We start from the raw sequence: 12,412 nt of genomic DNA, 5'->3' as shown, positions 1-12,412 counted from the left end.
CGCTCACAGCCCCACCGACGCGAACAGGGCGTCCACGTCGTCGGCGACCGCCTCGAGGTCCCGGGTCTCGTCCGCCCACAGGGCGTCGAGCCGCGCGCGGACGTCCGGGCCGAGTCCCTCCCAGGTCTCGACCCACTCCTCCTGCCGGTCCGTCCAGTACCCGACGGTCTTGTACGCGGTCCCGGGCAGGCCCAGCCCGTGCCGCAGGTGCTTGCGGACGGCGCGCTGCACCCGGGTCTCGCCGGCGAACCAGACGTACCCCGGCCCCGGGGGCAGCGGGGTGGCGCGGAGCACGTCGAGCAGCCGGCACGGCCCGTGCCCGTTGCCGCCGACGACCCACACCACCTCGGTCCCGTCGGGCACCTCGAGGTCGAACCGGTGGTCCTCCTGCGCGACCTGCACGACGGCCCGGGTGCGCAGGGTCGCGGGCGCCTGCTCCAGCAGCCGCGCGAGCGCGGGGAGACCGGTCGCGTCCGCGAGCAGCAGCTGCCAGGTGGCGTCGGCCGGCGGCTCGTACAGCCCGCGCGGCGGGTTGAGCGCGAGGACGTCCCCGGGGCGGGCCGCGAGCGCCCACGCCGCGGCGACCCCGCCCTCGTGCACCACGAAGTCGATGACCAGCACGCCCGGCTCCGGGAGGTCGCGGATCGTGTACGTCCGCATCGGGCCGGGCTCGACGCCCTCGGGGTACTCCCAGGAGTCGCCCGACACGGACGGCATGACGACGTCCGTCTCCCCCGGGCGCGGGAAGAACAGCCGGACGTACTCGTCCCCGACGCCGGTGCTGACCAGGTCGAGCAGGTCGTCCCCGCCGAAGGTCACCCGGACCATGCCGGGGCTGAGCCGGTGCACGGACGTGACGACGGCCCGGCGGATGCGGGCCGTCGTCACGGGGCCGGCGGTCACGCGTCGTCACCCAGCAGGGCTCCGGCGACGAACTCGAGGTAGGCCATGTGGCCGCTCGGCGAGCCGTAGAGCATCTCCATGTCGCCGGTGTGGATCTGCCCGTCCTGCACGGCGGGCAGCGCCTGCCACAGCGGGTTCGCGGCGACGGGCTCGAACACGTCCGGGAAGGTGCCGTCCCCGGCGGGGGCGGCGGAGGTGAGGAACACGTCGATGCCGGCCAGCTGCGACAGCTGCTCCGGGCTGAGGCTCGTTCCCTCGGCGGTCGCCAACGGGGTGATCTCCACGCCCAGGTCGCGCAGCACGAGGCACGGGACGCCGTAGCAGGACACCGAGACCTGGCCGTCCCAGTAGTCGACCGGGCCGACGACCGGGTGCACGTCGCGCGCGTCGAGCTCGGCCTTCACCTCGGCGACGCGCGCCTCGTAGGCGTCGAACCACGCCTGCGCCTGCTCCTCGCGGCCGAGCTGCGCGGCGGTCGCGCGGAAGATGTCCCGCCAGTCGCTGCCGTCGAACCCGTTGAACGAGTACGTCGGGGCGATCTGGGGCAGCCGCTCGACCACGTCGGCGTCGTACCCGAGGCCGTTGAGGATGAAGTCGGGCTGCGCGGCGAGGATCGCCTCGAAGTTGTACTCGGGGAAGTTCGTGAACGTCTCGACGCCCTCGAGCTCCTCCTGCGGGAAGAACGACGGGAACGTCTGGTAGCCCTCGTCGCGCACCGGCTGCGAGGCGGCCAGCGGGAAGCCGAGGGTGAGGAGGATGTCGACGTCGGTGGTGTACATGCCGAGGGCGGCCTGCGGGTCGGTGGGGATCTCGACCTCGCCGGTCATGTCCTCGACGACCGTCGTCGTGGGCGTCGGGGCGGACTCCGCCACGGCGTCTCCGCCGGAGGAGCAGGCGGCCAGCAGCAGGACGGACGCCAGGGACAGCGCGACGGACGCGCGGGAGGCACGGGTGCTCATGGTCCTCGGATCGCTCGGGCGCTCGGCGGGCAGGGCCGACCGGCGCGGCAGGTAAGGCTTGCCTAGCCTAAGAGCGTCGCGAGCGCCGCCACCGCCCGGACGGCCGGGCGACCGGCCACACCGTGTCGCGGCTCGGCCACCACCCGCGCGCGCGGCCGGTCACGCCGAGCGGGCGCCGCCCTGGTACCACCCCGGGGTGTGCCCCATGACACGGGTGAACGCCTGCACGAACGCACTCGGGCTCGCGTAGCCGACCCGGCGGGCCACCGCGGCGACCGGCACCCCCTGCGCCAGCAGGCCCAGCGCCACCCGCACGCGCGCGTGCAGCCGCCACTGGTCGAACGTCATGCCGGTCTCGTGCGCGAACCGCCGGGAGAAGTGCCGGACGCTCATCGCGAGCCCCCCGGCCCACGCCTGCACGGACCGGCCGTCGTGCGGCTGCCGCAGCAGCGCCCGGGCGACGCCCAGCAGCCGGGGGTCCTCGGGCATGGGCAGCACCATCGGCGCCACCTCGACGGGTCGCAGCAGGTCCAGCACGACGTCCTCGCACCGCCGGCGCACGTCGTCGGCGAGCGGCTCGTCGGCCAGCAGCCGCAGCAGCTCGACGACCGCCGGCGGCACGGTCACCGCGGCGGTCCGGGCGCCGAGGGCGGGCGGGGCGTCGCGCAGGTAGGTGCAGCAGAACGCCGTACCGCCCGAGGACTCCACGGCGTGCGAGACCCCCGCCGGGATCCACAGCCCGGCGGTCGCGGGCACGGCGAACCAGCCGTCGTCGGTCTCGACCGTCAGCAGCCCGCGCGCCCCCCACAGCAGCTCGTGCTCCTCGTGGTGGTGCCGGGCCCAGCGACCCGGCGCCGCGGGCGGGAACACGTTCGTCGTGAGGCGGTAGTCCACGGCTTCCCTCCGGTGCGGTGTCCCGAACGCGACACGGTCGGTCACGCTACCGCGCACCGGCCACCACAGGTAAGGGTTACCTTCCCTGAGTGACCCGATCGAGCACGCGCGACGACCGCACCACCCCCGGCCGCCTGCTGCTGCGGGCGCTGACCGCGCCCGCCCAGCGCCGTCCCGTCGCGGTCGGGACGGTGGGCCTCATGGGCCACCAGGTCGCGGAGATGCTGGTGCCGGTCGCCATCGGCGCCACCGTCGACCGGGCCGTGCTGCCCGGGGACCCGCGGGCGCTGGCCGGCTGGCTGGCGGCGACCGGCGCGCTGTTCGTCGTGCTCACCCTCTCCTGGCGGCTCGGGCTCACCGCCACCACCCGCGCGTACCTGCGCGCGGAGCACGACCTGCGCCAGCGGCTGGTGGGCCGCGTGCTGGACGAGCGCGGCGGCCCCGCGCGCACCCCCGGTGCCACGCTGTCCCTCGCCACCTCGGACGCCGCGCGCGTCGCCGGCACCACGTGGCTGCTCGCCGGTCAGCTCGCCGCCGCCGCGGCGATCGTCACGGCCGTGGTGACGCTCGTGGCGGTCTCGCCGCCGCTGGCCCTCGCGCTCACGGCGGGCGTCCCGCTCGCCGTCTGGGGGATGCACCGGCTCGCCGCGCCGCTCGAGCAGCGCAGCGAGCGGGAGCAGGCACGGGCCGCCGAGACCGCCGGGCTCGCGGCCGACCTCGTCGCCGGCCTGCGCGTGCTCCAGGGGCTCGGCGCCTCCGCCGCCGCCGCACGGCGCTACCGGCGCACCAGCCGCACCCTGCTCGACGCCCGCGTCGGTGCCGCGCGGGCCACCGCGTGGTACTCGGCCGGCAGCGCCGCGGCCTCCGGGGTGCTGGTCGGCGTCGTCGCCCTCGCGGCCGGGTGGCTGGCGCTGCGCGGGTCTCTCACCGTGGGGCAGCTCGTCATCGTCGTCGGCGTGGTGCAGACCGTGCAGACGCCGATCACGGAGACCGGCCACCTCGTGGTCAGCCTGGCGCAGCGACGGGCCAGCGCCGCCCGGCTCTGCGACGCGCTGACCGCCCCGCCGGTGCTGCCGCCGCCCGCGGTGGCGCCGCCCGCCGACCCGCGCACGCTCACGGTCCGCGTCGGGGGCACGCAGGTCACGGTCGGCCGCGGCGAGCTCGTGGGTGTGCACGCCGACGTGCCCGGCGCGGCCGGGCTCGTCGACGTGCTCGGTGCCCGCGTCCCGGCCCCGCGGGGGCAGGCGCAGCTCGACGGGGTGTGCGCGGCCGACCTGGGGCCCCTGCTGCGCGACGCCGTGCACGCGCCGCCGCGGGACGCCCACCTGTTCGCCGGGCCTCTGGACCGCGTCGTCGCGGGCGACGGCGAGCTCGACCCGGCCCTGCTGCGTGCCGCCGTCGTGGACGACGTGCTCGACCTGCTGCCCGACGGGGCCCGGTCACCCGTGCGTGCCGGGGGCAGCGACCTGTCCGGCGGTCAGCGGGACCGGGTGCGGCTCGCCCGCGCCCTGCACCGGCGCGAGCCGTTCCTCGTGCTGCACGAGCCGGCCCCCGCGGTCGACTCGGTGACGGAGGTCGCGCTGGCCGCCGGCCTGCGCGCCCGGCCGGACAAGGGCGTCCTGGTCGTGACGGGCAGCCCGGCGCTGCTGGCCGCGTGCGACCGGGTGGTGACCGCGTGAGCGCGCCCGATCCGGCGCCCGGCCCCGCCGGCCCGTCCGCTGCGGGCACCGTCGCCCTCCCCGTCGCGACCGGCCGGCGCACGTGGCAGGTCGCGCGGCGCCTGCTGCGCCCGCACCGCCGCCGCCTCGCCCTGGCCGGCGCCGTCCTGCTGGTCGCCGCCGCGGCCGGCCTCGCCGTGCCCGCGCTGCTCGGCGTGGTCGTCCAGGTGGCCACCGACCGCGGTCCGCTCGCGGCCGTCGCCTGGGCCGCCGCCGGCATCGCCGTGGCGTCGCTGGCCTCGGCCACCCTCGGTGCGGTCGGCGCGGCCGCCCTGGCCCGGGTGAGCGAGCACGCCCTCGCCGAGCTGCGCGAGCAGGTCGTGGACCGCGCGCTGCACCTGCCCGCCGCGGACGTCGAGACCGCCGGCCAGGGCGACGTCGTCTCCCGGGTGTCCGGGGACGTCGAGGCCGTCGGCGAGGCCGCCACCGGGGTGCTGCCGGCGGTCGCGTCGGCACTGTTCGCCGTGGGCGTCACGCTGGCCGGGCTCGGGGCCCTGGACTGGCGGTTCGCCGCCGGCGCGCTGGCGGCGGTCCCGCTGCAGGTCTGGTCGACGCGCCGGTTCCGCCGCCGCACCCCTGCGGTCTACGCCGCGGCGCGCGCCGCGGAGGCCGTGCGCGCCGAGGCGCTGCTCCAGACCGTCCAGGGCGCGCCGACCGCCCTCGCGCTGCGCGAGGCGGACCGGCACCTCGAGGCGGTCGCGGCGACGTCACGCACCGCGATCGCCACCGAGATGCGCGGCGTCGGGCACGTCGGCCGGTTCGCGAACGGCCTCAACCTCGCGGAGGCGTGCGGCCTGGTGGGCGTGCTGGCCGCGGGCTACCTGCTCGTGGCGTCGGGGGCCGCGGGCGTCGGGGCGGCGACGGCGGCGGCGCTGTTCTTCCACCGGCTGTTCGGGCCGATGGGCGTGCTCCTGTTCCAGGTGGACGAGCTGGCGCGCGCGGGCGCCGGCCTGGCCCGTCTCGCCGGCGTGGCCGACCTGCCCCGGCAGCGGAGCGGCCGCCCCGTCGCGGAGCGGTCCGGGCCGCCGCCGGTCACGGTCGAGGCGGCCGGGTTCGCCTACCACCCGGGGCGCCCCGTCCTCGACGGGGTCTCGCTGCGGGTCGCCCCCGGCGAGCACGTCGCGCTCGTCGGGCCCTCCGGGGCCGGCAAGTCCACGCTGGCGCGGCTGGTCACCGGCACCCTCGACCCGACGTCCGGCCGGGCGCGGGTCGGGGCCGACGACGCCGCGCTGGTCCACCACGAGCGGCCGGGGTGCGTGGTCCTGGTCGACCAGGACGTGCACGTGTTCGCCGGGACGCTCGCCGACGACCTGCGCCTCGCCGCACCCCGCGCCGCGGACGCCGACCTGGTCCGCGCCCTCGAGGCGGTCGGGGCCGCCTGGTGGTCGGAGCTGCCCGACGGGCTGGCGACGGTGCTCGGCCCGGACGGCGCGGACCTGCCCCCGGACAGGGCGCAGCAGGTCGCGCTCGCCCGCGTCCTGCTGGCCGACCCCGCGGTGGTCGTCCTCGACGAGGCCACCGCCGACCTGCCGCGCACGCGCCGCGACGCCCTCGACGCCGCGCTGGACGCGGTCCTCGGCGGTCGCACGGCGGTCGTCGTCGCCCACCGGCTGGACCAGGCCGTGCGGGCCGACCGGGTCGTCGTGCTCGCGGGAGGGCGGGTGGTCCAGCAGGGTCCGCCCGCCGCGCTCCTCGCCACGGCGGGGCCGTTCCGCACGGCGTGGGACGCCTGGTCCGGGCGCACCGTCCCCGGCGCGCCCGGACCGGGGGCTACACCACGCCCAGGGCGATCATCGCGTCCGCGACCTTGAGGAACCCCGCGATGTTCGCCCCGACCACGTAGTCGCCCGGCGCCCCGTACTCCTCGGCGGTCGCCGCGCAGCGGTCGTGGATCGAGCGCATGATCGCCGCCAGGCGGTCCTCGGTGTAGTCGAACGACCACGAGTCGCGGCTCGCGTTCTGCTGCATCTCGAGCGCGGACGTCGCGACGCCGCCGGCGTTGGCGGCCTTGCCCGGGCCGAACAGCACGCCGGCGTCCTGCAGCAGCGCGACGGCGTCGGGCGTCGTGGGCATGTTGGCGCCCTCCGCGACCGCGACCAGCCCCGAGGCGACGAGCGCCCGCGCGTCGGACTCGTCGAGCTCGTTCTGCGTCGCGCACGGCAGCGCGACCGCGGCCCCGACCTCCCAGACGCGCCGGCCCGGGACGAACCGGGCGGACCCGCCGCGGCGCTCCGCGTACGTGGCGAGCGAGCGCCGCTCGACGGTCTTCACCTGCTGCAGCAGCGGCAGGTCGATGCCCCGCTCGTCGACGACGTAGCCGCCGGAGTCCGAGCAGGCCACCACGTGCCCGCCGAGCTGCTGCGCCTTCTGGATCGCGTAGACCGCGACGTTGCCGGAGCCCGACACCACCACGCGCTGCCCGTCCAGCGACCGGCCCGCGGCGCGCAGCATCTCCTGCGCGAACAGCACCGCGCCGTACCCGGTGGCCTCGGTGCGGACCAGCGAGCCGCCCCACGTGACGCCCTTGCCGGTCAGCACACCGGACTCGTGCCGGCCGGTCATGCGCTTGTACTGCCCGAACAGGTAGCCGATCTCCCGACCGCCGACGCCGATGTCGCCCGCCGGCACGTCGACGTACTCGCCGATGTGCCGCGCCAGCTCCGTCATGAACGACTGGCAGAACCGCATGACCTCGCCGTCGGAGCGGCCGCGCGGGTCGAAGTCCGACCCGCCCTTGCCGCCGCCGATCGGCATCCCCGTGAGCGAGTTCTTGAACACCTGCTCGAACCCGAGGAACTTCACGATCCCGAGGTTGACCGACGGGTGGAACCGCAGCCCGCCCTTCGAGGGGCCGAGCGTGGTGCTGAACTGCACGCGGAACCCGCGGTTGATCCGGACCCGGCCCGAGTCGTCCACCCACGGCACGCGGAAGACGATCTGCCGCTCGGGCTCGCACAGCCGCTCCAGCACGGCGGCGTCGACGTACTCGGGGTGCCGGGCGAGCACGGGCCCGAGGCTGGCGAACACCTCCCGGACCGCCTGGTGGAACTCCGGCTCGGCGGGGTTCCGCACGAGCACCTGGTCGAGCACCTGGTCGAGCTGTCCTTGCACCGTCCGCGTCCCCGCTTCCTCCGTGGCTGCCCCCACCGGTGGCTCACGGTACGGCGAGCGCCTTCCGCGCAGCGGCGGTGTCCACGCTGCGGGCGCGGGCCGGGCCCGGGCCGGGCGCCGGGCCGGGCCCGCGGCACGCCTCAGCGGGCGGGGTCGGGCACCCCGTGGGGCAGCCGGTGCAGCGCGGAGGCCTCGTGCTCGGCGCGCGCCGCGGCGCGGACGCCCGCCGCGTGCTCCCGGTCGCGGCGCGTCGCGAGGACCGCGGCGAGGAACGCCTCCGGGTGCGTGCCCGGCGGCGGGCCGGGCGCGACGTAGCGGGCGACCTCCGCGGCGAGCTGGCGCCCGAGCGCAGCGCGCGAGCCCGGGTGGAGTCCCGCCGCCCGCCCGAGGAACTGCCGCGCCGACATCGCGAGCCCGTCGGGCAGGCGCGCGACGTCCGCGCCCTGCGCCCACCCGGCGAGGAAGGGGGGCATCGTCAGCACCGGCCGGGCCTCCACCCTGCCGCGCACCCGCACCACGTACGTCCCCGCGAGCATGTCCCCGAGCCGCTTGCCCTGCGGGTGCACGAGCGACGCGATGAACGCGACGGACCCGAACGTCGCCCACAGCTCGAGGATGCCCGCGAGCGCCCGCACCAGCGCCTGCCGGAACCGGATCGGCCCGCCGTCGTCGCGGACCACGCGGATGCCGACCGCCAGCTTGCCGAGCGACCTGCCGCGCGTGAGCGTGTCCACCGCGGTCGGGATCACGACGAGCACCAGCGCCATCACGGCGACCAGGAGGATCCGCAGCAGCTCCTCGCCCGGTGCGACCCGCACCACGTTGACGGCGAGCAGGACCACGCCGAGCGCGACGACCCCCAGGACGAGCAGGTCGATCACCGCCGCGCCGAGCCGGCTCGCGACCGACGTGGGGCGCGCGTCCAGCAGGACGCCCTCGCCGATGACGATGCCCTCGTCCACCCCGGACCTCCTGCTGCTCGCCCGCGCCGCCCGCTGCCGGCCGGCCGTCCTGTGGCAGGGTATCGGCCGTGGACCTCGACGCCTTCTCCGCGCTGCGGCAGCCGACGTGGGCGCGGCTCGACGAGCTGTCCCGGCGCCGGGTCCGCGACGGCGCGGAGGCGGACGAGCTCGTGCGCCTCTACCAGGCGGTCGCCACCGACCTGTCCACCGTCCGCTCCTCCGCACCCGACCCGGACACGGTCGCGCGGCTGTCGCAGCTCCTGGCGCGCGCCCGGTCGGCGATCGCCGGCAGCCACGAGCCCGCCTGGCGCGACGCCCGTCGGTTCCTCGTGGTGTCGCTGCCGGCCGCGCTGTACCGGATCCGCTGGTGGACCGTCGCCGTGATGACGGGGTTCGTCGCGCTCGCCGTCGTCGCCGGGTGGTGGGTCGCCACCGACCCGGGCGCCCTCGCGGCGATGGGCACCCCGGCGCAGCGCCAGCAGTACGTCGACGAGGCGTTCGCCTCCTACTACGACCCGGGCATCGGCTTCGCGGGCGTCGTCTGGACCAACAACGCCTGGATCGCGGCCGTGTGCATCGGCATCGGCATCTCCGGGGTCGGGCCGCTGTACGTGCTGGTGCAGAACGCCGTCAGCGTGGGCGCGACCGGCGGGATGATGGCGGCGCACGGCAGCCTCGACGTGTTCCTCACGCTCATCGCCCCGCACGGCCTGCTGGAGCTGACGTCGATCTTCGTCGCCGGCGCGGCGGGGCTGCGCCTGTGCTGGACGTGGATCGCGCCCGGCGGCCGGCCCCGGAGCCGCGCGCTCGCCGAGGAGGGTCGCTCGCTCGTCACCGTCGCGATCGGGCTGGTGGGGTCGCTCGCGCTGTCCGGCCTCGTCGAGGGCTTCGTCACCGGGTCGACGCTGGCGTGGTGGCTGAAGATCGTCATCGGCGCGCTCGCCCTGGCGGCGTTCTGGACGTACACGATCGTGCTGGGACGGCGTGCCGCCCGCGAGGGCGAGACCGGCGACCTCGAGGAGGACGCGGCGGGCTACGCGGTGGCGTTCGCGGGCTGACGGGCGCCGCGGGGGCGGCCCGCGCTACGCCGTCGTGGCGACCGGGCCCGTCACCACCGGCTCGAGCAGCCGCGCCGGGCGGTGCGCCCCGAGCCACAGCGACGCCGCGCCGAGCGGGCTGCGCGTGCGCTCCGCGAACCCGAGCGCCGCGAGGTCCGCCACCTGCGCCGGGTCGACCGTCACGGCCAGCGTCTCCCGGCCCGCGTCGCCCTGCGCCCGCAGCACCGGCGCGAGCACGTCCGCCAGCAGCGCGCGGCGGCGCGCGCCGGCGACCCGCCCGGCGTCGGCGAGCAGGATCAGCACCCGCTCCGCGTCCGAGTCCCGCAGGTGCGCGAGCGTGTGGGCCGTGGCGCCGACGAGCGAGCGCAGCGGGGCGTGCGCCGGCTCGGGGTCCCGCACCGGCGTCACGCCGAGCTCCTGCGCGACGACGCGGTGCAGGTCGTGCGCCAGGTGCTCCGCCTCCGGCGGCAGCCACACCGCGACCGCCAGGACGTCCCCCGCCTCGTCGCGCGCGAACCACACCTCGCCGTGCTCCAGGGCGCCGAGGCTCAGCACCATGCGCGTCGCGGGGCCCGCGTGCTCGGGGTCCGGCACCTCGTCGGGCCGGCCGTCCCCGTCCAGGTCGATGAACGGGCGGTGCTCGGCCAGCATGCGGGCGATCCGGTTGACGTCCACGACGCCCGCGCGGACGACCTGCCAGGGGCCGGCGCCGGCGGCGCGGGTCACGCCGGGCGGGTCCGCCGGACGGGGCTGGGCGGGGTCGGGCTCCGCGGGGCCGGGGACGGCGTCGGTCCGGCGACGGTGTCGGTCGTGCAGCACGGCACCAGTCGAGCACCCGACCCTGGGAACGCGCTGGGAAGCCACCTGGAACCCGTCCTGAGCGGGCGCGAGGCGGCGGACCGCGTTTCGCCGAGGTTTCCGACGGGTGCCCGCTCCCGAAACACACGCCTGCCTACCCTCGTGGCCGGGCCCGGCCGGGCGGTGGGGGCGCTCGGGGGCGACGACAACCCGGGGCCGCGCGGTTTGGCCCGGCAGCCGATGCCCCGGTCCCCCGGCCGCGGCGAGGCTGGACGTGGCGCGGGACCGCGCCGCTCCCCGACGGCGCGGACCCAGCCCGGCCGAGCGCCGGCGGGCCGCACCGCCCCGACCGTGCTAGGAGCCCCCGTGAAGCGACACCTCCCCCGGCGGCGGCGCACCTCCGTGGCGGCCGCCGCGGCCGTGGCCGCCGCGCTCGCCCTCACCGCGTGCGGCGGCGGCGACACCCCGTCCGACGACGCCTCCGCCGGCACCGCCGGCAGCGCGTCGGAGCCCCTCGTCATCAGCCTCGACAGCTCCGTCGACCTGCTCGACGCGCAGGCCTGGCGCACGCCGGCCGCGATGGTGGCGACCGGGTCGCTCGTCGAGCAGCTGCTCGAGCAGACCTACGACACCGACGGCCTGGTGCGCACCGGCACCACGGAGCTCGAGGGTGCGCTCGCCGAGTCCTGGGAGGTCTCCGAGGACGGTCTGACGACGACGTTCCACCTGCGCGACGGGCTGGCGTTCGCCGACGGCACGCCGCTGACCGCGCAGGACGTCGTGTGGTCCTACCAGCGCAGCCTGCTCGGTCCCGGCTACGTCAAGGCGCTGCTGCCGTTCGCCGGCGTCGCCTCCCCGGACGACGTGACCGCGCCCGACGACAGCACCGTCGTCGTCACCAGCAGCTTCGCCAGCCCGCTGCTCGCCAAGATGGAGGCGATGCAGCCGCTCGGCATCTTCTCGCAGGCCACCGGCGAGGCGAACGCGACCGACGACGACCCCTGGGCCGGCGAGTGGTTCCGCGAGAACGCGAACTCCTCCGGCCCGTACACGGTCGCGTCGTACGACCCGACGCAGCAGCTCGTGCTGGAGCCCAACGAGCACTACTACGCGCCGGAGAAGATCGCGAACGCCGGCGTGACCGTCCAGTTCGTCTCCGACCCGTCGCAGCGCGCGCTGCTGCTGCGCTCGGGCGAGCTCGACCTGGCGCAGGGCATCCCGCTGGACCAGGTCAAGGCGATGGAGGACGAGGACGGCCTGACGGTCGTCTCGGAGCCGTCCAACCGCCTGGAGTACCTGGGGTTCAACACCGCCGAGGCGCCGTTCGACGACGCCCGCGTCCGGCAGGCCGTCGCCAAGGCGGTGCCCTACGAGGACCTCGTGGACCAGGTGCTGTACGGCTACGCGAACGTCTCCACGGGCGTCGTGCCGGCCTCCATGGAGACCCACTCCGACGACGCGGGGACGTTCGAGGAGGACCTGGACGCCGCCGCGGACCTGCTCGCCGAGGCCGGGCTGCCCGACGGCTTCAGCTCGACGCTGTACTACAAGCAGTCCAACGCGGTCGAGGCCGCGGCGGCGGTGCTGGTGCAGGCGAACCTGAAGGAGATCGGGGTCGACATCGACCTCAAGCCCCTGACGGACGCCGACTTCACGCAGCAGACCAACGCCCGCGCGCTGCCGATGTACCTGAACAACTTCCTCGGCTGGGGCGCCGACCCGTTCTACCAGATGTACTACCTGGCGGGGTCGGCGGCGGGGACGAACTTCACGTCCTACGCGAACCCCGACCTGGACGCCCTGCTCCAGGAGGGCGTCGCGACGACCGACGAGGCCGGCCGTGCGGAGATCTCCGCCGAGGCGCAGCAGGTCATCTACGACGACATGCCCTTCGTCCCCGTCTACAACCCGGCGTGGACGTTCGTGGTCCGGGACGGCGTGACCGGCCTGACCAAGGACAACACCGAGCAGCTGCGGCTGCAGTACCTCACCAAGGGGTGAGCGCGCCG

General features: G+C 76.6%; 10 protein-coding genes. 4 read left to right on the top strand and 6 right to left on the bottom strand.

Annotated features, from left to right (window positions below):
* Positions 1 to 3: 3 nt before the first annotated feature.
* The 3 genes from P9841_RS17080 to P9841_RS17070 form a co-directional block, all read right to left on the bottom strand.
* Positions 4 to 903 carry a siderophore-interacting protein gene (locus P9841_RS17080; protein WP_283319781.1) on the bottom strand — a complete coding sequence of 300 codons (900 nt, stop codon included), beginning with the start codon at positions 901 to 903 and terminating at the stop codon, positions 4 to 6.
* Positions 900 to 1,862, bottom strand: coding sequence for an ABC transporter substrate-binding protein (locus P9841_RS17075; RefSeq protein WP_283319780.1), 963 nt, complete (start codon positions 1,860 to 1,862; stop codon positions 900 to 902). Before P9841_RS17075 ends, P9841_RS17080 begins: the two co-directional genes overlap by 4 nt.
* 159 nt (positions 1,863 to 2,021) lie before the next feature.
* Positions 2,022 to 2,756 (bottom strand): helix-turn-helix domain-containing protein, encoded by a 735-nt coding sequence (locus tag P9841_RS17070; protein ID WP_283319779.1) that lies wholly within the window; start codon positions 2,754 to 2,756, stop codon positions 2,022 to 2,024.
* Between the two features lie 89 nt (positions 2,757 to 2,845).
* Here P9841_RS17070 and P9841_RS17065 point away from each other — a divergent pair, with 89 nt between their 5' ends.
* Both P9841_RS17065 and P9841_RS17060 read left to right on the top strand, forming a co-directional pair.
* Complete coding sequence (locus P9841_RS17065; protein WP_283319778.1) at positions 2,846 to 4,435, top strand: ABC transporter transmembrane domain-containing protein; 1,590 nt, start codon at positions 2,846 to 2,848, stop codon at positions 4,433 to 4,435.
* Positions 4,432 to 6,285 carry an ABC transporter ATP-binding protein gene (locus tag P9841_RS17060; protein WP_283319777.1) on the top strand — a complete coding sequence of 618 codons (1,854 nt, stop codon included), beginning with the start codon at positions 4,432 to 4,434 and terminating at the stop codon, positions 6,283 to 6,285. The genes P9841_RS17065 and P9841_RS17060 overlap by 4 nt, the downstream gene beginning before the upstream one ends.
* On the opposite strand, the gene gdhA is transcribed toward P9841_RS17060, so the two are convergent.
* Entirely contained in the window at positions 6,245 to 7,585 is a 1,341-nt protein-coding gene (gene gdhA / locus P9841_RS17055; protein WP_283319776.1) for an NADP-specific glutamate dehydrogenase, read from the bottom strand. The two genes, P9841_RS17060 and gdhA, sit on opposite strands and share 41 nt — an antisense overlap.
* 140 nt (positions 7,586 to 7,725) lie before the next feature.
* Complete coding sequence (locus tag P9841_RS17050) at positions 7,726 to 8,547, bottom strand: RDD family protein (protein WP_283319775.1); 822 nt, start codon at positions 8,545 to 8,547, stop codon at positions 7,726 to 7,728.
* A gap of 68 nt (positions 8,548 to 8,615) precedes the next feature.
* Here P9841_RS17050 and P9841_RS17045 point away from each other — a divergent pair, with 68 nt between their 5' ends.
* Positions 8,616 to 9,605: a stage II sporulation protein M gene (locus tag P9841_RS17045; RefSeq protein ID WP_283319774.1), complete on the top strand. Its 990-nt coding sequence runs from the start codon at positions 8,616 to 8,618 to the stop codon at positions 9,603 to 9,605.
* A 24-nt stretch (positions 9,606 to 9,629) separates the two neighbouring features.
* On the opposite strand, the gene P9841_RS17040 is transcribed toward P9841_RS17045, so the two are convergent.
* Entirely contained in the window at positions 9,630 to 10,424 is a 795-nt protein-coding gene (locus P9841_RS17040; RefSeq protein ID WP_283319773.1) for a hypothetical protein, read from the bottom strand.
* Positions 10,425 to 10,769: 345 nt separating this feature from the next.
* Here P9841_RS17040 and P9841_RS17035 point away from each other — a divergent pair, with 345 nt between their 5' ends.
* Positions 10,770 to 12,404 carry an ABC transporter substrate-binding protein gene (locus tag P9841_RS17035; RefSeq protein ID WP_283319772.1) on the top strand — a complete coding sequence of 545 codons (1,635 nt, stop codon included), beginning with the start codon at positions 10,770 to 10,772 and terminating at the stop codon, positions 12,402 to 12,404.
* Positions 12,405 to 12,412 lie beyond the last annotated feature (8 nt).

The sequence above is a fragment of the Cellulomonas sp. ES6 genome, assembly GCF_030053835.1.
Taxonomy (GTDB): Bacteria; Actinomycetota; Actinomycetes; order Actinomycetales; family Cellulomonadaceae; genus Cellulomonas.
The sequence above is the reverse complement of the archived record's forward strand: the minus strand, read 5'-3'. Positions and strand labels throughout refer to the sequence as shown.